Origin of the sequence: Streptomyces sp. ICBB 8177 (assembly GCF_003144095.1) — a bacterium.
Lineage (GTDB): Bacteria > Actinomycetota > Actinomycetes > Streptomycetales > Streptomycetaceae > Streptantibioticus_D.
This window is the reverse complement of the sequence record NZ_NSKH01000023.1, coordinates 834,424-852,431: the sequence shown is the minus strand read 5'-3', so window position 1 is coordinate 852,431 and position 18,008 is coordinate 834,424. Positions and strand designations below refer to the sequence as shown.

16 protein-coding genes are annotated in these 18,008 nt (G+C 72.8%); 8 read left to right on the top strand and 8 right to left on the bottom strand.

The genetic code is table 11. The features are described from left to right. Positions 1 to 86 precede the first annotated feature (86 nt). On the top strand, positions 87 to 452 hold the full coding sequence (locus CK485_RS24130; protein WP_109453937.1) for a nuclear transport factor 2 family protein: 366 nt from the start codon (positions 87 to 89) through the stop codon (positions 450 to 452). Here CK485_RS24130 and CK485_RS24125 read toward each other — a convergent pair. Next, complete coding sequence (locus tag CK485_RS24125; protein ID WP_109453936.1) at positions 449 to 2,305, bottom strand: ABC transporter ATP-binding protein; 1,857 nt, start codon at positions 2,303 to 2,305, stop codon at positions 449 to 451. The two genes, CK485_RS24130 and CK485_RS24125, sit on opposite strands and share 4 nt — an antisense overlap. A gap of 122 nt (positions 2,306 to 2,427) precedes the next feature. Here CK485_RS24125 and CK485_RS24120 point away from each other — a divergent pair, with 122 nt between their 5' ends. After that, positions 2,428 to 2,904, top strand: a complete 477-nt coding sequence (locus CK485_RS24120) for a MarR family transcriptional regulator (RefSeq protein WP_109453935.1) — start codon at positions 2,428 to 2,430, stop codon at positions 2,902 to 2,904. Between the two features lie 50 nt (positions 2,905 to 2,954). On the opposite strand, the gene CK485_RS24115 is transcribed toward CK485_RS24120, so the two are convergent. Then, the gene (locus CK485_RS24115) at positions 2,955 to 3,755 is read right to left on the bottom strand and encodes a metal-dependent hydrolase (protein ID WP_109453934.1); all 801 of its coding nucleotides are present in this window, start codon (positions 3,753 to 3,755) and stop codon (positions 2,955 to 2,957) included. A gap of 135 nt (positions 3,756 to 3,890) precedes the next feature. Between CK485_RS24115 and CK485_RS24110 the strand changes: the two genes are divergently transcribed. From CK485_RS24110 to CK485_RS24100, 3 genes are all read left to right on the top strand, one after another. Further along, entirely contained in the window at positions 3,891 to 6,407 is a 2,517-nt protein-coding gene (locus CK485_RS24110; protein WP_109453933.1) for a DEAD/DEAH box helicase, read from the top strand. Positions 6,408 to 6,462: 55 nt separating this feature from the next. Then, on the top strand, positions 6,463 to 7,344 hold the full coding sequence (locus tag CK485_RS24105) for an acyl-CoA thioesterase II (protein WP_109453932.1): 882 nt from the start codon (positions 6,463 to 6,465) through the stop codon (positions 7,342 to 7,344). A 71-nt stretch (positions 7,345 to 7,415) separates the two neighbouring features. After that, positions 7,416 to 7,835 carry an HIT family protein gene (locus tag CK485_RS24100; RefSeq protein WP_109453931.1) on the top strand — a complete coding sequence of 140 codons (420 nt, stop codon included), beginning with the start codon at positions 7,416 to 7,418 and terminating at the stop codon, positions 7,833 to 7,835. Positions 7,836 to 7,854: 19 nt separating this feature from the next. On the opposite strand, the gene CK485_RS24095 is transcribed toward CK485_RS24100, so the two are convergent. The 4 genes from CK485_RS24095 to CK485_RS24080 form a co-directional block, all read right to left on the bottom strand. After that, on the bottom strand, positions 7,855 to 8,265 hold the full coding sequence (locus tag CK485_RS24095; protein WP_109453930.1) for a hypothetical protein: 411 nt from the start codon (positions 8,263 to 8,265) through the stop codon (positions 7,855 to 7,857). Continuing rightward, entirely contained in the window at positions 8,262 to 9,383 is a 1,122-nt protein-coding gene (locus CK485_RS24090; RefSeq protein ID WP_109453929.1) for a DUF6397 family protein, read from the bottom strand. Before CK485_RS24090 ends, CK485_RS24095 begins: the two co-directional genes overlap by 4 nt. Positions 9,384 to 9,859: 476 nt before the next feature. Next, entirely contained in the window at positions 9,860 to 10,267 is a 408-nt protein-coding gene (locus tag CK485_RS24085) for a roadblock/LC7 domain-containing protein (RefSeq protein WP_275124678.1), read from the bottom strand. 161 nt (positions 10,268 to 10,428) lie between these two features. After that, positions 10,429 to 13,365 (bottom strand): nitrate- and nitrite sensing domain-containing protein, encoded by a 2,937-nt coding sequence (locus CK485_RS24080; protein WP_109453928.1) that lies wholly within the window; start codon positions 13,363 to 13,365, stop codon positions 10,429 to 10,431. 502 nt (positions 13,366 to 13,867) lie between these two features. Here CK485_RS24080 and CK485_RS24075 point away from each other — a divergent pair. Further along, positions 13,868 to 14,296 (top strand): PPOX class F420-dependent oxidoreductase, encoded by a 429-nt coding sequence (locus CK485_RS24075; protein WP_109453927.1) that lies wholly within the window; start codon positions 13,868 to 13,870, stop codon positions 14,294 to 14,296. Between the two features lie 175 nt (positions 14,297 to 14,471). Here CK485_RS24075 and CK485_RS24070 read toward each other — a convergent pair whose 3' ends face one another. Further along, positions 14,472 to 14,810 (bottom strand): YnfA family protein, encoded by a 339-nt coding sequence (locus CK485_RS24070; protein WP_109453926.1) that lies wholly within the window; start codon positions 14,808 to 14,810, stop codon positions 14,472 to 14,474. A 15-nt stretch (positions 14,811 to 14,825) separates the two neighbouring features. Here CK485_RS24070 and CK485_RS24065 point away from each other — a divergent pair, with 15 nt between their 5' ends. Then, on the top strand, positions 14,826 to 15,491 hold the full coding sequence (locus tag CK485_RS24065) for a methyltransferase domain-containing protein (protein ID WP_109454393.1): 666 nt from the start codon (positions 14,826 to 14,828) through the stop codon (positions 15,489 to 15,491). Between the two features lie 254 nt (positions 15,492 to 15,745). Then, a complete protein-coding gene (locus tag CK485_RS24060; protein WP_109454392.1) occupies positions 15,746 to 16,567 on the top strand; it encodes a hypothetical protein in 822 nt (273 codons plus the stop codon). Positions 16,568 to 16,633: 66 nt separating this feature from the next. Here CK485_RS24060 and CK485_RS24055 read toward each other — a convergent pair whose 3' ends face one another. Continuing rightward, positions 16,634 to 18,004, bottom strand: coding sequence for an FAD-dependent oxidoreductase (locus tag CK485_RS24055; protein WP_109453925.1), 1,371 nt, complete (start codon positions 18,002 to 18,004; stop codon positions 16,634 to 16,636). Between the last annotated feature and the right edge of the window lie 4 nt (positions 18,005 to 18,008).

Here is an 18,008-nt window from a genome sequence, read left to right as displayed (position 1 = left end):
GGCGGCTCCACCGTGTCCGGTCGCTCCGCACCGCCTACCGTGGCCCCGCGGCCCGACTCCCGTGCCGGGCGCGGGAGGTGGTAGGTGTGGCGACCCACGACGCGGGCGGTGCGAGCCGGTCCGACGTCGACGTGGTGCTGGCCTGTCTGGCCGGCTACCGGGCCCAGGACCGCGCGGCGGTGGAGCGGCTGACCGCCGACGACTTCGTGTTCACCAGCCCGCAGGACGACCACATCGGCAAGGAGGAGTTCTTCCGCCGATGCTTTCCGACCGCCGGCCGTTTCGTCGAGCAGCGGGTCCTGCACGCGGTGCCCGCGGGGCCCGGCACGGTGTTCCTCGCGTACGAGTACGTGCTGCGCGACGGCGAGCGGTACCGCAACGTCGAGTTGAGCACGGTGCGGGACGGGCGGATCACCGAGACGCAGGTGTACTTCGGCGGCAGGTTCTCCTAGCGGGCGTGGCGGGCGGCGGCGGCCAGGGCCTCCCCGTCGCCGGAGTCCGCGGCCGTCGCGTCGGTCATGCGGGCGTCGCGGCGCACCAGGGCGGCGTAGCGGCCGTCGAGGGCGAGGAGTTCGTCGTGCGTGCCGCGCTCCGCGATGCGGCCCGCTTCCAGGACGACGATCTGGTCGGCGTCGCGGACGGTGGACAAGCGGTGGGCGATGGTGATGGTGGTGCGCCCGGCGGCCAGCGCGTCGATGGCGTCCTGCACCGCGAGTTCGGTGCGGGTGTCCAGCGCGCTGGTGGCCTCGTCCAGGATGAGCACCGGCGGATCGCGCAGGATGGTGCGGGCGATGGCCAGCCGTTGCTTCTCACCGCCGGAGAACCGGTAGCCGCGTTCGCCGACCACGGTGTCGTAGCCGTCCGGCAGGCCCGCGATGTGGTCGTGGATCTGGGCGGCGCGGGCGGCCTCGACGAGTTCCGCGTCGGTGGCGTCCGGCTTGGCGAAGCGCAGGTTCTCCGCGACGGAGGCGTGGAAGAGGTAGGTCTCCTGGGAGACCACCCCGACCGCCGAGGACAGGGTGTCGAACGCCAGGTCCCGCACGTCCACCCCGTCGATGCTGACCCGTCCGCCGGTCACGTCGTAGAGCCTGGGGACCAGGTAGCTCAGGGTGCTCTTACCTGATCCGGTGGCGCCGACGACCGCCAGGCTCCCCCCTGCGGGGACGGTCAGGTCGATGCCGGTGAGGGTCGGCTCGCCGGAGGCGGGGGCGTAGGAGAAGTCGACGCCCTCGAACCGCACGTCGCCGCGGACCCTCTCCAGCCGCACCGGCTCGGGGCGTTCGGTGATGTCGACGGGCAGGTCCAGGTACTCGAAGATGCGCTGGAAGAGCGCTATCGAGGTCTGCACCTGCACACCGGTCTGCAACAGGCTGACGGTGGGCCGGAACAGCCCCTGCTGGAGCGAGACGAACGCGACCAGCGTGCCGATCGATATCGCCGCTCCGCCGACGTGCAGGGCGATGCCCGCGGCCCAGTAGATCAGGGCGGGCATGGCGGCCATGACGATGCTGATGGTCGACATCCGCCAGCGCCCGGCCATGTTGGAGCGCACCTCCAGGTCGACCAGTCGCTCCGACTCGCCCTCGAAGGCGCTGGTGAGGGAGTCGGCGCGGCCCATCGTGCGGCCGAGCAGGATGCCGCTGACCGACAGCGACTCGCTGACGATGGCCGACATCGCGGCCATCTGCCGCTGCTGCTGGGTGGTGATACGGCGGCGCTCCTGGCCCACGCGGCGGCTGATCCAGACGAAGACGGGCAGCAGCAGGAGGGAGGCGATGGTCAGCCGCCAGTCCAGCGCCACCATGGCGACGATGGAGGCGACGACGCTGGTGAGGTTGGAGACGATGGAGGTCGCGGTCGTGGTGACGGTGGCCTGCATGCCGCCGATGTCGTTGGCGATGCGCGACTGCACCTCGCCGGTGCGCGTACGGGTGAAGAAGGCGAGCGACATGCGCTGCAACCGCGCGTAGACGGCCGTGCGCAGATCGTGCATGACGCGCTGGCCCACGGTGGTCGAGATCAGCGTCTGCAGCACGCCGAACACGCTGGTGACGACCGCGGTCGCGATCATGCCCAGGGCGAGCACGCTCAGCAGACCGACCCGGCCCTGCGGGATCGCGGTGTCGAGGATCGCCCGCAGCAGGAACGGCGAGGCGACCGAGACCAGCGACGAGGCCGCGACCAGCAGCAGCACGAAGGCCAGCCGACCGCGGTAGGGACGGAAGAGCCGCAGGATCCGCCACACGTCAGCGGGCTTGCCGGGATCCTTGGGCGGCGGGGTCCAGTTGATTTCGGGGATCTTCATGAGCTCCTTGGGCGCCCCTCGGGATCCGTCCCTTCGGACCGCGTGGACGAGCGGCGACGAAGCCGAGGATAGGTCATTGTTACCTAGGCTCACAATGACCGGTGTCCTGATAGCCTCTGACCATGGCTGTCACCGACGCACCGCACGACGTGGTCGAGACGACGGACCCCGCCGGGACCCTCGCCGATCAGCTGCTGCGGCTGACCCGGCGGACGCACCGCACCCAGAAGCGGCACCTGGAGCCGCTGGGGATCACCCCCGCCATGTCCCGGCTGCTGCGCGCCGCGAGCCACGGGGAGCAGCCGCAGCGCATGGTCGATCTGGCGCAGCGGCTGGACGTGGTGCCGCGCGCGGTGACGACGCTGGTCGACGGCCTGGAGGCGGCCGGCCTCGTGCGGCGGGTCGCCGACCCCGCCAACCGCCGGGTGGTCCGGGTCGAGGTCACCGCGGAGGGCGAGGGCGTACTGCGCCGGCTGCGCGAGGCACGCCGGGCCGCCATCGAGGAGATCCTCGCGCCGCTCGACGCGGACCAGCGCGCACAGCTCGGCGCCCTGCTGACCGCGCTGGACGCGGGTGCGGAGCGCCACCCGGAGGGCTGAGCCCCGGCCCGCAGTCGCGACTACCGGCCGGGGTCACGCTGTCGACGCGCTCAGCGCAGCTTGATCAGGCCCAGCGCGTCCAAGCAGCTCAGGCCGCCGATCACCATGAACATCGGCATCAGCACCTTCAGCTCCACCGGGCTGCCGGCGCGGAACCGCATGAAGTGCGGGGTGCCCAGCGGGTACCACCGCTTGCGCCCGATCGGTATCGGCCACAGGAACGGGCATCCGGAGACGGTGATCGCGTCGCCGATGCAGTGCACGAGCGCGCCCAGCACCACCGGCAGTCCGATCCACAGGTACTGCTGCCCCGGGTGGGTGAACAGCCACGTCCTGCCGTTGCCCGGGTCCTTCAGGACGTCGGCGAGTATCCAGGCGCCGGCCGCCCCCAGCAGCCAGACGATCAGCTGGTGGCCACTCTTGACCTGGCGCCACAGCAGCCCGTCGATGGCGAGCACCAGGTGTACGAACAGCACCCCGAGCACGCCCCAGCGGCCGCCGTAGACGCAGATCGCCGAGCTGCCCGCGCCGATCAGCACGGCCCAGGGCCAGGTGTGGGTCAGGGTGCGGTGGCCGCCGTTGCGGTGCGGGTCGCCCTTCATCCGGGTGCCGTTGTAGACGGCCTCCGCGATGTGCTCCACGATCACGCACAGGAGGCGGGACAGCGGTCCGAAGGCCCGGGAGATCGTCGCCGGTTTGTGGTCGAGGTCGGGGGCGAGCGCCGCACCCGCGCAGATCAGGGCACCGACCGCGAGGGTCGGCCAGGGCATGGGGTGGCCGAGCCCGGCCGCCACCGCTCCCGCGGCCAGCCAGGCCGCCGCCCCGGACAAGGAATGCGCCGGTCCCATCATGGTGTGCGCCCCGCCCCCTTCTGCCCGTCCGAGGACGGGAGTTGATGTTCTCGCGACGGCACAGCCTAGCGGTGGGTGATCTTCACATGAACGGCCGGTTCTCCGTGGGGGCGCCGAGCCAGGCAAGATGGGTGCGTGACCCTCATCGATCAGCTCCCCTCGACCCCGGATCCGGACGCCCTCTTCGAGGCCTTCTCCACCTGGGCCACCGAACGCGGCATCACCCTCTACCCGGCTCAGGAAGAAGCACTGATCGAGGTGGTCTCGGGGTCCAACGTGATCCTGTCCACCCCCACCGGTTCCGGGAAGAGCCTGGTGGCGGCGGGGGCCCACTTCGCCGCGCTGGCGAACGACCAGGTGACCTTCTACACCGCGCCGATCAAGGCCCTGGTGTCGGAGAAGTTCTTCGACCTGTGCAAGCTGTTCGGCACCGAGAACGTCGGCATGCTGACCGGTGACGCGTCGGTCAACCCGGACGCCCCGGTCATCTGCTGCACCGCCGAGGTGCTGGCGTCCATCGCGCTGCGGGACGGGCGGGACGCGGACGTCGGCCAGGTGGTGATGGACGAGTTCCACTTCTACGCCGAGCCGGACCGCGGGTGGGCCTGGCAGATCCCGCTGCTGGAGCTGCCGCAGGCGCAGTTCCTGCTGATGTCGGCGACGCTCGGCGACGTGACGCGGTTCGAGGAGGACCTGTCCCGGCGCACCGGGCGGCCGACCTCCGTGGTGCGCTCGGCGACGCGTCCGGTGCCGCTGAGCTACGAATACGTCACCACCCCGATGACCGAGACGCTCACCGAGCTGCTGCAGACCCATCAGGCGCCGGTCTACATCGTGCACTTCACCCAGGCCGCCGCTGTCGAGCGGGCGCAGGCGCTGATGAGCATCAACATGTGCACCCGCGAGGAGAAGGACGCCATCGGGGCGCTGATCGGCAACTTCCGCTTCACCACCAAGTTCGGCCGCAACCTGTCGCGTTTCGTGCGCCACGGCATCGGTGTGCACCACGCGGGCATGCTGCCGAAGTACCGCCGCCTGGTGGAACGGCTCGCGCAAGCAGGCCTGCTCAAGGTCATCTGCGGCACCGACACCCTCGGCGTGGGCGTCAACGTGCCCATCCGCACGGTGCTGTTCACCGCCTTGACCAAGTACGACGGGTCCCGGGTGCGGGTGCTGCGGGCGCGCGAGTTCCACCAGATCGCGGGTCGCGCCGGGCGTGCCGGATTCGACACCGCCGGCCTGGTCGTGGCGCAGGCACCGGAACACGTCATCGAGAACGAGAAGGCGCTGGCGAAGGCGGGCGACGACCCGAAGAAGCGCCGCAAGGTGGTGCGCAAGAAGGCGCCGGAAGGCTTCGTGAACTGGTCGGAGCAGACCTTCACCAAGCTGATCGCCTCCGAACCGGAGCCGCTGACCTCGCGTTTCCGCGTCACCCACGCCATGCTGCTGGCGGTGATCGCCCGGCCCGGCAACGCGTTCGAGGCGATGCGGCGGCTGCTGGAGGACAACCACGAGCCGCGCAAGGCGCAGCTGCGCCACATCCGCCGGGCCATCGCCATCTACCGCTCGCTGCTGGACGGCGGGGTCGTCGAACGTCTGCAGACCCCGGACGCGGAGGGCCGCATCGTCCGGCTGACCGTCGACCTCCAGTCCGACTTCGCCCTCAATCAGCCGCTGTCCACCTTCGCGCTGGCCTCCTTCGACCTGCTCGACCCCGAGTCGCCGTCGTACGCCCTGGACATGCTGTCGGTCGTGGAGTCCACGCTGGACGACCCGCGGCAGATCCTGGCCGCGCAGCAGAACAAGGCGCGCGGCGAGGCGGTCGCCGAGATGAAGGCCGACGGCGTGGAGTACGAGGAGCGCATGGAGCGGCTCCAGGACGTGACGTACCCCAAGCCGCTGGAGGAACTGCTCTTCCACGCCTACGGCGTCTACCGCAAGAGCCACCCGTGGGTCGGCGACCATCCGCTGTCCCCGAAGTCCGTGGTCCGTGACATGTACGAACGGGCCATGACCTTCACGGAGTTCACCACCTTCTACGAACTCGCCCGTGCCGAGGGCATCGTGCTGCGCTACCTGGCGAACGCCTACAAGACCCTTGAGCACACGGTTCCGGAGGACCTGAAGTCCGAGGATCTGCAGGACCTGATCGCGTGGCTGGGCGAGATGGTGCGCCAGGTGGACTCCAGCCTGCTGGACGAATGGGAGCAGTTGGCGAACCCGCAGGAGGAGACGGCGGACGAGGCCGCCGACCACGCCGACCAGCAGATCAAGCCGGTCACCGCGAACGCCAGGGCCTTCCGGGTGCTGGTGCGCAACGCGATGTTCCGCCGGGTGGAGCTGGCCGCGCTGGAGAAGTACGACGAACTCGGCGAGATGGACGGCGAGTCGGGCTGGGACGCCGACGCCTGGGCGGACGCGATGGACGGCTACTGGGACGAGTACGAGGACCTGGGCACAGGTCCCGACGCCCGCGGGCCGAAGCTGCTGCAGATCGAGGAGCAGCCGCAGCACGGGTTGTGGAAGGTCCGTCAGGTCTTCGCCGATCCCGAGGGCGACCACGACTGGGGTCTGTCGGCCGAGGTCGACCTGGCGGCCTCGGACGAGGAGGGCCGTGCGGTGATCCGGCTCACCGACGTGGGACACCTGTAGCTCGGGCGGCCGCCGGTACGCTGACGCAGCCCGAGGACCACCGGAGGAACCAGCCATGCCCGACCGCGCAGAACCGAACCCCGCCGAGCGGCTGGTGGACCTGCTCGACCTGGAACGCATCGAGGAGAACATCTTCCGCGGTCGCAGCCCCCAGGAGCGTCTGCAACGGGTCTTCGGCGGGCAGGTCGCCGGGCAGGCGCTGGTGGCCGCCGGCCGCACCACGGACGGCGAACGCCCGGTGCACTCGCTGCACGCGTACTTCCTGCGTCCCGGCCACCCGGGCGTGCCGATCGTGTACCAGGTGGAACGCGTGCGCGACGGGCGCTCGTTCACCACCCGGCGGGTGGTCGCGGTCCAGGAGGGCCGCACGATCTTCAACCTGACCGCCTCCTTCCATCTTCCCGAACCGGGCTCGGAGCAGCAGCTTCCGATGCCCGAGGTGCCCGGACCCGAGGAACTGCCCAGGCTCGCCGACGAGTTGCGCGGCCATCTCGGCACCCTGCCGGAGGCCCTGGAGCGGATGGCGCGCCGCCAGCCGTTCGACATCCGCTACGTCGAGCGGCTGCGGTGGACCCCCGAGGAGGTCGCCGCGGCCGAGCCGCGCAGCGCCGTGTGGATGCGGGCCGTGGGACCTCTCGGCGACGATCCGCTGGTGCACACCTGCGCGGTCACCTATGCCAGCGACATGATGCTGCTGGACGCGGTGCGGGTGCCGATCGAGCCCCTGTGGGGACCACGCGGGTTCGACATGGCCTCGCTGGATCACGCCATGTGGTTCCACCGCCCCTTCCGGGCCGACGAGTGGTTCCTCTACCAGCAGGAGTCCCCGGTCCTGATCGGCGGTCGCGGCCTGGCCCGCGGCCAGATCTACGACCGCCGGGGCAGGTTGCTGGTCTCCGTGATGCAGGAGGGCCTGTTCCGCCCGCACGCGCGGTGAACCACCGAGCTGTCGGGGGCACGGCCGCGCGGTGCCTCGGCCCAGGCGCCTGCGCGTAGTTGACTGGCCGTATGACGTGCGCCTTCTGTTCCATCGTCGCCGGTGAGACGGCGAGCCACCTGGTTCTCGACGACGACATGGTGGTCGCCTTCCTGGACCACAGGCCGCTCTTCCCCGGACACGCGCTGGTCGTGCCGCGCGTCCACGTCGAGACGCTGACCGACCTGCCCGAGGACGCGGTGGGTCCGTTCTTCGCCCGGGTGCGGCGTGTCGCGGGTGCCGTGGAGCGCGGCATGGAGGCGGCCGGGTCGTTCGTGGCGATGAACAACCGGGTCAGCCAGTCCGTGCCCCATCTCCACGTCCACGTCGTGCCGCGCAACCGCAAGGACGGACTGCGGGGGTTCTTCTGGCCGCGCGGCCACTACTCCGGCGAGGAGCAGGCGCGGGACGTCGCCGCCCGGCTGCGGGCCGAACTGGCCGACCGGTCGTAGTCCGGCCGGCCGGGATCCGCTAGCGCACGGCCAGTGCGAAGACCCGGGAGGTCAGCCGCACCTTGGGGTGGTTGTCCTTGGGCGACGAGCCCTCCAGCAGCACCCCGCGCAGGGACACCACCCCGCGCCGCTCGGCCCGGGTCGATATGCTGACCGACCCGCCGCCGTTGTAGCTGCCCCGCGAGCACCTCAGCGTCTTCCAGGCGGAGCCGCCGGAGCGCTCCTGCACGCAGAACTTGTTGAACGTGGCGTTGTCGTCCTCACCGTGCCCGGTGGCGTGTATGAGGCTTCCCAGCCGCACGTTGTGCGGGCCCGCCGAGAAGTAGATGCCGGACTTGGCCGACGCGGTGCCCGCGGCGAGGCCGAGGGCGCACAGTCCCGAGGCGGCGACTACGGCGAGGCGCAGGGTGCGGCGGTTGCGGTGGATCATGGTTTCCCCTTCGACTGGTCAGGTCGGTCGGTGTCCGGCGCGGCGCGGCCGGCTCCCCGTTCGCCACCGCTCGCGCCGTGGCCCGTGCCGCGTGTGTCCCGGGTCGTACGGTGTGACAGACCCCGCAGCCACGACCATCGTTGCGCGCGCTTCGTCACCGTTCGGCAACGGGTCCCGCGAGGCCCCTCACCCGGCGTACCGTGCCCACTCATCGTGGCCGCACCCGTGCCCTGTGTGTGCGTTGTGTGCCCGTTGGGTGGTGCCCACGCGTCCCGAGCAGCTGGCGCGGCAGAGGCGGCCAATGGTGTCGGCGAACTCAGTGGTGTCGGTGAGGCCAGGGGTGTCCGTGCCGTAAGTGGCGTCGGTGGTGTTCTTGGTGCCGTTGGGACTGCCGGGGCCGGGCTGTGGGCGCGGGCCCGTTCGAGCGCGTGCGCGAGGCTGAGGCGGGCGAAGGCGATCTCGTCGGGATCGTCCGCGACCAGCGGCGCGGCGGGTTCGACGGTTGGGCCGGGTGGGCCGCCCGGCCGAACCGAGGACAGCGACGGGACCAGGGCGGTCAGGGCCCGGCGTTCGTCCGCGTCGGCGATCAGGCCCGCGCGGTCGTCCGCTGCGAGCAGGGCCGCCCAGGCGGCGGCCTCGTCCCAGGCGTCGACGGCCGCGGCCACGAGCTGCTCGACCCGGCGGGCCCGCCACCCCTGGGCCCGCAGGTCCACCCCGCTCCGGGCCTTCTCGCGCACCGCCTTCGGGAGTCTCCCGATGAGCCAGTCGTCGTGCTCCTCGGCGAATCCCAGTACGTCGGAGGCCAGGTAGAGCCAGACGGTCGCCCGGTAGCGGTTGACGTACCAGCGGGCCGGACGGAAGCACCCGGCTCTGGCCAGGCAGGCGAACCGGCCGCGGGTGATGCCCAGCAGCTCCGCGCCGGTCACCGCCCCGACCAGGTGCAACCGTTCACGCAGCGCGTCCGGGAAGCCGTGTTCGGCGACCAGGCGGTCGACCTCGCGCCTCGGCACCGGGCGGCGCCGTGGGACGCCCGGGTCCACGACGGCGGTCCGCACCTCCCCCAGCTCGACGGCGAGCTCGAACTCCTTGGCGTCCAGGCACAGTTCGGCCCTCGCCACGGACGGGTCCAGCAGCTCACCCGGGCCGGGTTCCGGACCTCGGTTTCCGAGGGCGCCGGTTCGCCGCCGAGGCGGCCCGCTCCGGCTCCTGGCCGGGCTCACGGCGCTGCGGGCCGGGCTCACGGCGCTGCGGGCCGGGCCCGTGCCGTCGCGCACCGGGCCGGGACGGTGACGGTCTGAGCCTGAGCGGTCTCGGTTCCGCGCGTCCATTCGCGTGCTCATGATGATGCCCCTTCGCTTCTGGTCGATCACTTTCTGTAACGACTGTAGGCGAAGGGGCCGACACCGCGTCAGGCCTGTGGATAACTCTGGGAAGCTTCGGGGACACTCCGGAGCGCTCATGAACACCGCGAGCAGGTCGATCCTCGGGGTGCCGGGTGCCGAAGTGGTCCGGCCGCGGATGACGGTGTACGGGCGGACCATGGAGCCCGCCCCGTCGTCGTACCACAGCGGGCCCGAACCGTCCGGCGCGCGGCTCATGTTCCTGTCGCGGCGCCGTCCTCGGTCTGGGGGACGACGCCGTCCTCGGTGCGGGGAGCGACCCCGAGGTGCTCGCCCACGCGGTTGACCAGGAGCGTCATCTCGTACGCGATCTGGCCGACATCCGTACCCTCACCGGTCAGCACCGACAGGCAACTGCCGTCGCCCGCCGACGTCACGAAGAGGAATCCGGCGTCGAACTCGACCATCGTCTGGCGGACCTCGCCCGCGCGGAAGTGCCGCCCGGCGCCCTTGGCCAGGCTGTGGAAGCCGGACGATATCGCGGCGAGGTGTTCCGCGTCGGCACCGCGCAGGTCCCGGCTGGCGCCGGTGACCAGGCCGTCGTTGGACAGGATCAGCGCGTGCTTGACCTGTTCGATGCGGTCCGCCATGTCGTCGAGCAGCCAGTCGAGTCCGCCGTCCTCCCCCTGGGCGCCCGGTGCACCCGGGGCCTGCGGTCCGCGCGCCGCGCCGGACGCGTCCGGCCACCCGGGCTCCTGCGTACGGCCGTGCCCGGTCGGCCTCCTCGGCATGCCGTGCTCGCCGGGTGTGGTGGCTCCGCTGGTCATCGTGGTCCCCCGTCTTCCTTTGCCGCGTTCCGTACCACTGCTGCTTCCGGTTCTTCCGGTTCTCGCTGGTCGTGTCGTGCTGGTGGTTCAGGCGGTCCCGGCGCTTCCCGCCGCACCGCTCGCCCCGTTGGTCGCGCTGGTCCTGCTGTTCCAACCGGTTCTGACGTGCCAACCGATCCTGCTGTTCCAGCCGGTCCTGATGGTGCTACCGGTCCTGTCGGCTCCTGTGGTCCTGAGGCTTCTCGTGCCGCTTCCGGCTCCATCGCTGTTCGTCGTGTCCGTCGCACCTGTGCGGCCTGGTCGGGGCCCTGGTGCGCCTCTCCTCGTGGGCCGCGGGGGAAGCCCGGTGCGAGCGTCGTCACGGGCTCCCGCGTCACACCCGATCGCGCGCGTCCCCTCGCCAACCCCTGTGCGTAGGCTGCCACAGTGGAACGGGCGGACTCGGGTGAACGTTCCCCTTCGTCCGGTGGGACCGCAGCATTCACGCCGCCCGCCGCGCCACCCGACGCCACCCCGCCCCCGGATGCCGTTCCCGCCTCGACGGCGGCGCTTCCGGCGGACCGGACGACGTCCCGCGCCGCCTCATGCCCGGGCACCCGCCGGGGTAAGCCCGCCGCCGTCGTGACCACCGCCGGAACGCTGGGCCGCGGTGCGCCGCCCGTCCTCCGCGGCGGCACCGGCCCGTCGGCGCCGCGTGCCGCACCGGAGCCGCCCGCCCCCGCCTCCGCCCCTGCCCCCGCAGGCGCCCCCGTCGCGACCGCCCCCGCGGGCATGCGCCGCCTGCGCACCGGAGCCGCCACCTCCTCGCCCTCGTCGCCCCCGGGCGCGCCCTCCTCCGTACGGAGCAACAGCGCGCCGGGAAGAAGGACTTGCGCGGTCGTGCCACCGCCCCGCGCCGAGCGCAACGTCACGCGCACACCCTGCCGCGCCGCCAGCCGTCCCACGATGTACAGACCGAGGCGATCGGACTCGGGCAGGTCCACTCCCCCTGCGACACCGTCACCGGGCAGGGCCAACGCCTCGCGCAGGGCGGCGTTGACCTCCGTGAGGCGTTCCGCGCTCATGCCCAGACCGCGGTCGGCGACGGTGACCAGGAAGGCGGCGCCCCCGCTCCCGCCCCCGCCCTTCCCGCCCTGGCCGATGGGCCCGTCCGCGGCTCCGCCCACCCAACGGGCCTCCACCACGACCTCGCGCTCCGGGGGCGAGAAGGACGTCGCGTTCTCCAGCAACTCCGCCAGCAGTTGCACGACATCGGCCACCGCGCCGCCGGACAGCGTGACACGGGGCACGCGTCGCACCACGATCCGCTGAAAGCCCTCGACCTCGCCGGCCGCGGACCGCACCACCTCCGCCATGCGCACCGGACGGTTCCAGGCGCGGCCGGGGGTGTTGCCGGAGAGGATGAGCAGCCCCTCGGCCTGGCGGCGCATCCGGTTGGTCATGTGGTCGAGCCGGAAGAGGTCGGCCAGGTCGTCCGCGTTCTCGGTACGGCGTTCCATCGCGTCCAGCAGCGCCAACTGCCGGTGCAGCAGGACCTGTCCGCGTCGCGCGAGCGTGGTGAAGACGGCCGCGACGCCACGGCGCAGCCGGGCCTGTTCCACCGTCGCCCGCACGGCCGCGCACTCCGCGACGTTGAACGCCCGCGCCACCTGGCCTATCTCGTCGTCATCGAACCGCAAGGCCGCTGTAGAAGGCGGGACGTGGCCTCCGCCCGGAGCGCGGGCGGTCTCCGGCTCCCCCGAGCCGACCGGTACGACCGGTACGACCGGTACGACCGGCTCCGCCGACTGGCCCTCGCGCAGCCTGCGCAGCAGATCCGGGAGGCGTCGTTGCGACAACTCTTCCGCCGCATCGCGCAGTTCGGTCAGCCGAAGGGTGACGCGGCGGCTGATGCGCAGGGAGACGATCAGCGAGGCGACGACCGCGAGCAGTCCCGCGAGGCTCAGTCCGGCCGCCTTGAGCAGGACCCGCATGCCCGTCTCGTGCGCCTGCCCGCCGATGGAGCGGGACGCGGAGACGTCGATGGAGCCCAGCCGGCGCAGAGCCGCGTCCGCGGTGGGCCGCCAGGCCGCTTCCGGCAACTGCCTGTCCACGTCGGCGGCCGCGCTCGCCCGGGCCGCCTCTTCGAGCGAGGCGAGCCCGCGCCCGGCGGCGCCGTTCTCGAAGGCGGCCAGCTGGGCGGCGTCGGCGGCGGGGAGTTCGGGCGCGTAGATGTCGTAGAGGAGCTTGCGGCCGTCGATGATGCCGATGAAGTCCCGGTACTGCGCGTCCGTCATACCGCCCGCGGCCCTGGCACCGGTCACCATCGCGTCTTCGCGGGACAGCAGTTCGCGGGCGCGGGCGAGTTGAAGGACGACCGCCCCCCTGCGGGCGACCGCGCCGGTCTGGAGGTCGGACAGCGCGCCGCGCAGCCGGAAGCCGGGGTCGATGACGGCCGAGTACCGGCCCAGTACCGCAGACCAGTTGGTGTCGTGGTCCCGCACCATCGCGCGCAGGGAGGGGAGTTGACGCGCGGCGGTCAGTACCGCGGCCATACGGGCACGTTGCGCGGTGGTGAGACCGCCCCGGCAGTCGTTCCGGGTGACGTGGTCGCGCAGCGCCGCGAGACGCGCGTCGGTGGTCCGTTCGGACGCGACGAGCGCGGCGTAGTCCGAGCCCTCGGCGCCGGCCTCGCCGCTTCCGCCAGGCCCGCTCCCCCGGTCGCCGCGCGACGCGTCGTACTGGACGGCGGCCCGCCGCTCGTTCTGCAGGGCGAGCGTCAACCGGTCGGTGGGGATGCCGTAGTAGCGGAAGGTGGCGCCGACCCGGGTGAGGGCGAGCGCGCCGCGCACGGTGGTGTACGAGCTGTACGCCCACAGGGCGGACAGCGAGACCATCGGGACGGTCAGCAGGACGAGGAGCTGGGTGCGAATGGTGCGGGGGCGCAGTCGCATGGGCGGGCGGGTCCTCGGTCTTCACTCGGGTTGCTCGGCGGTACTGGGCGCTGGGTGGTGGCGGACGGGGCGGGGACGGGGGTCGAGGCGGCTGGAGGGGGAGGTTCGGGGGCTGTCCGTAGTGGTCGGGAGAAAGCTTCGGCGTTCTTCTGCTGTGTCCGCGGGCTTGTCGCTCGCCCGGGACTCCCCCGGACGGCTCAACGCACCGCGCCCACCCTCCGGGACGCCCCGGCGCCCTCACACGGCGGAACGCGGCATGCCGGAGCGGGGCGGACGAGCGGCGCCGGTACGCGTCCAGCGCCGCGCCGGTACCCCTCCGATGCGACGCCGGTGCGGCTCCGGCACGCCTCCGGGCTCCGCCGGGTGTGCGGGTCCGCACAGTCTGGCCGTACCGGGCGGCCGGACCGTGGTGACTGTGACATGTCACATCTTCGACGCCCGGGGGCGGGAGATCTCACAGTGCGGACCGGCGGGAGCCGTCCCGGCCGCGCACCATGGAGTCATGGCAGAGAAGATGACCGACGCGCAGTGGCGCGAGTTCGTGACCGCCGGGACCCGGACCGGGAAGTTGTCGACCGTACGTGCCGACGGCAGCCCGCACGTCGCACCGGTGTGGTTCGTGTTGGACGGTGACGACCTCGTCTTCAACACCGGCAAGGAGACCGTCAAGGGGCGGAACCTCGCGCGGGACGGACGGGCGGCGGTGTGCGTGGACGACGAGCGCCCGCCGTTCGGCTTCGCACTGCTGGAGGGCCGGGCGGAGCTGAGCGAGGACCTGGACCAGGTGCGCGTCTGGGCGACGCGGATCGGCACGCGCTACATGGGCCAGGAACGCGGCGAGGAGTTCGGCCGCCGCAACGGCGTTCCCGGCGAACTGCTGGTGCGGCTGCACGTCGGCAAGGTGACGGCGATCAAGGATCTGGCGGACTGAGGCGCGCCCGGGTCACCGGGCGTGCGGCCGACGGCGGTCCACATCCGCTCGACAGCCCTCCCGGCGCCTGCCCGCGCCACCTGACCCGCTCGCCGGGCCCTCCCGGCGCCTGACCTACTCGACGGCCCTCGCCGCGCCTGCGCCGCCCAGCCGCCTCGCGGCGCCCGCGTCCCGCTCAACCACCGCCCCGCGGCACGTACATGATGATGCCGACGCCCGCCAGGCAGACGACCGCTCCGATGACGTCGAAGCGGTCGGGCCGGTAGCCGTCCACCACGAGGCCCCACAGCAGGGATCCGGCCACGAACACACCGCCGTAGGCGGCAAGGATGCGGCCGAACGCCGCGTCGGGCTGGAGCGTCGCCACGAAACCGTAGACGCCGAGCGCCATGACGCCCGCCACCGCCCACGCCCAGCCGCGGTGCTCGCGTACGCACTGCCAGACCAGCCACGCGCCGCCGATCTCGAAGAGGGCGGCCACGACGAAGAGGACGACGGAACGGAGCGTGAGCATGGGACCATGATGCCCATGAGCGACCGAGCGGATCACGCCGCCCCGGCCGAGGAACACCGCTCGACGGGGCCGCGCCACCACGGTGCCGACCCGGCGAGCGTGCGGGCCTTCTTCGCGCCCAAGGCGGCCACCTGGGACACCAAGTTCCCCGACGACACCCCGGCGTACGAGGCCGCCGTCGCCGAACTGCGGCTGCGTCGGGGCGATCACGTGCTGGACGCCGGATGCGGTACCGGCCGCGCCCTGGCCGCCTGCCGAGCTGCCGTCGGCCCGGAGGGCGTGGTGATCGGCGCCGACCTCACGCCGCAGATGCTCGCCGAGGCGGCGCGCGCAGGACGGGACCGGATCGCGCTGCTGGCGGAGGCGGACGCGAGCCGGCTTCCGTTGCGCGACGGCGTGCTGGACGCGGTGCTGGCCGCCGGGCTCGTCCACCACCTCGGTGATCCGGCGGCGGGGTTGCGGGAGTTCGCCCGCGTCTGCCGGCCGGGCGCACGGCTCGCGCTCTTCCACCCCATCGGCCGCGCCGCCCTCGCGGCCCGCCGCGGCCACACCCTGACCCCCGACGACGTCCGCGCGGAGCCCAACCTGCGCCCGCTGCTCGAACGCGCCGGCTGGACGTTGGCCGCGTACGACGACGGAGACGAGCGCTATCTGGCGCTCGCGGTGCGCGCCCTGAACTGAACGGAGGCCGTGGAAGTCCTCGCTCCGGACTCTCGACGCGAGTGTTACCCGGTGGTTAAGGTGCGCGAACGCCCCACCCGGGGCGGGACGGCCCGCAGGCGTGTCCGCACGTCGGCGTCCCACGGTGAAGGAGAGGTTCCGTGTCCGTGACGGACGACACCGCGCCGAACGCCGATGCGGCGGACTCGGCCGACGACGCCACGAAGACCGCGGGCTCTGCGACCGACGAATCGGCGGCGGTCTCCGCCCTCGCGGTGGTCGACGACGCCGCGCGCGACGACTCGTTCTACGTGCTGACCGCCGTGCTGCTGACGCCCGGGCAGTTCCCCAGCGTGCTCGGCGACGACTATCCGGCGGCCTGCGCGGTGCTGGGGCTGCGGCCGGTGGCGGGCGGCTACGGGCTGGTGCTGGGGCAGGACGGCCGGGGCGCCCGGTGGACGGTCGTGACGCTGGACACCGCGCTGGTCGCGGTCGCCGTCGCCACCTGGGACTGCGGCATGGAGTACGACCTGTCGCCGGGTGAGCGCACCATCGTCGCGTCGCTGCCGGGCTGGCCGCTGGCCGTGGCGGTGGCCGCGCCGGGGCTGCCCGCGCCGCACGACCCCTCGGAAGCGGAGGGCGGCGGCCCGCCGTTGACGCCGCCGGACACCAGCGTCTGGGGACCGGCCCAGCGCCGCCTGGGCGCGGACGAGATCGCGCTCCAGTGGAAGAGCTGGCGCTCGCAGGTGGACGACGAGAAGGATTTCGTGAAGGCGCCGCAGGACCGTACCGCGGCGCGGGACGGCGAAGGCGCGGGCGGGCCCGGCGGGTCCGTGGTGCGCCGGGTGCTGCGGGAGGCGCGCGAGTACGTGGAGCATCCCCCGCCGCCCGGCCGCGTGAGGTCGTCCTTCGCGGAGGGCGGAGCGCGGGCGCTGCGGGCGGACGGTCCGGGCTGGAGCATCGTCGCCCGGACCGACGACATCGCCTTCGTGCTGACCGACGACGAAGCGGGCGAGGTGCGGCCGGTCGGCCGCGGCCCCGAACTGCCGGGCCTGCTGGCCGCGTTGGACGCCCTGGCGGTGCGCACCGACGGCTGAGGACGCCGCCGCGTCCCCTCGTTCCCCCTGGGCCCCCACGGCTCCGTGGTCAGGTCCTTCGGGCGCTCACGGCTGCCGTACCGCTGCCGCCGCCTTGCGGGCCGCGACCAGCACGGGGTCCCAGACCGGCGAGAACGGCGGCGCGTAGCCGAGATCGAGCGAAGTCATCGCCTCGACCGTCATTCCCGCCGTCAGCGCGACCGCCGCGACGTCCACCCGTTTCGCCGCGCCCTCGCGGCCGACGATCTGGGTGCCGAGCAGCCGCCCGCTGCCGAGTTCGGCGAGCATCTTCACCGTCATCGGGGAGGCGTCAGGGTAGTAGCCCGCGCGGCTGGTCGACTCGACGGTCGCGGTGACGTAGCGCAGTCCTGCGGCCCGGGCCTGGGACTCCTTCAGGCCGGTGCGGGCGATCTCCACTTCGCAGACCTTGCTGACCGCGGTGCCCACCACGCCGGGGAACGTCGCGTACCCGCCGCCGATGTTGGTGCCGATGACCAGGCCGTGCTTGTTGGCGTGGGTGCCGAGCGCGACGTGCTGGAGGGCGCCGGAGACCAGGTTGAGCACCTCGACGCAGTCGCCGCCCGCCCAGATCCGGTCGTGTCCGCGCACCCGTTGGGCGCGGTCGGTCAGCAGGCCGCCCGCCTCGCCCAGCGGCAGCCCCGCCTCGCGGGCGAGTTCGGTGCCCGGGCGGACGCCGATGCCGAGCACGACGATGTCCGCCGGGTACTCGGCGTCCTTCGTGGCCACGGCACGCGCCCGCCCGTCGCCGTCGGTGAGCACCTCGCGCACCTGGGCGCCGGAGACCACCTCGATGCCCATGCCCTCCATCGCGTCGCGCACCAGCGCGCCCATGTCGGGGTCGAGCGTGGACATCGGCTGCTCACCGGCGTCGACGACGGTGACGGACAGGCCGCGGCGCAGCATCGCCTCCGCCATCTCCACCCCGATGTAGCCGCCGCCGACGACGACCGCGCTGCGCACGCCGTCCCGCGCGAGCCCGTCGAGGACCGCCTCGCCGTCGTCGAGGGTCTGCACGCCGAAGACGCCGTCCGCGCCGATGCCGGGGATGCGGGGCCGTGCGGGGACCGCCCCGGTGGCGACGACGAGGTGGTCGTACGGGGTCCACGCGTACGAGCCGTCCGCGTCCCGGGTGCGCACCCGGCCGCGGTCCGGATCGAGTTCGACCGCCTCGGTGCCCAGCCGCAGGTCGATGCCGCGGGAGCGGTGCTCGCTCGCGGTGCGGGCGACCAGGCGGTCGGGGCCGTCCACGGTGCCGCCGATCCAGTACGGGATGCCGCACGCGGAGTACGAGGTGTGGTGGCCGCGTTCGAAGGCGGTGATGGCCAGTTCGTCCGGCCCCTTGCGGCGACGCGCCTGCGACGCGGCCGACATGCCCGCCGCGTCCGCCCCGATCACGACCAGCCGTTGTGCCGTCATGGTG

Coding starts and splice junctions, on each gene's coding strand:
- CK485_RS24125 (WP_109453936.1), bottom strand. CDS start 2,305: ATGAAGATCCCCGAAATCAACTGGACCCCGCCGCCCAAGGATCCCGGC.
- CK485_RS24120 (WP_109453935.1), top strand. CDS start 2,428: ATGGCTGTCACCGACGCACCGCACGACGTGGTCGAGACGACGGACCCC.
- CK485_RS24115 (WP_109453934.1), bottom strand. CDS start 3,755: ATGATGGGACCGGCGCATTCCTTGTCCGGGGCGGCGGCCTGGCTGGCC.
- CK485_RS24105 (WP_109453932.1), top strand. CDS start 6,463: ATGCCCGACCGCGCAGAACCGAACCCCGCCGAGCGGCTGGTGGACCTG.
- CK485_RS24100 (WP_109453931.1), top strand. CDS start 7,416: ATGACGTGCGCCTTCTGTTCCATCGTCGCCGGTGAGACGGCGAGCCAC.
- CK485_RS24095 (WP_109453930.1), bottom strand. CDS start 8,265: ATGATCCACCGCAACCGCCGCACCCTGCGCCTCGCCGTAGTCGCCGCC.
- CK485_RS24080 (WP_109453928.1), bottom strand. CDS start 13,365: ATGCGACTGCGCCCCCGCACCATTCGCACCCAGCTCCTCGTCCTGCTG.
- CK485_RS24075 (WP_109453927.1), top strand. CDS start 13,868: ATGGCAGAGAAGATGACCGACGCGCAGTGGCGCGAGTTCGTGACCGCC.
- CK485_RS24070 (WP_109453926.1), bottom strand. CDS start 14,810: ATGCTCACGCTCCGTTCCGTCGTCCTCTTCGTCGTGGCCGCCCTCTTC.
- CK485_RS24065 (WP_109454393.1), top strand. CDS start 14,826: ATGAGCGACCGAGCGGATCACGCCGCCCCGGCCGAGGAACACCGCTCG.
- CK485_RS24055 (WP_109453925.1), bottom strand. CDS start 18,004: ATGACGGCACAACGGCTGGTCGTGATCGGGGCGGACGCGGCGGGCATG.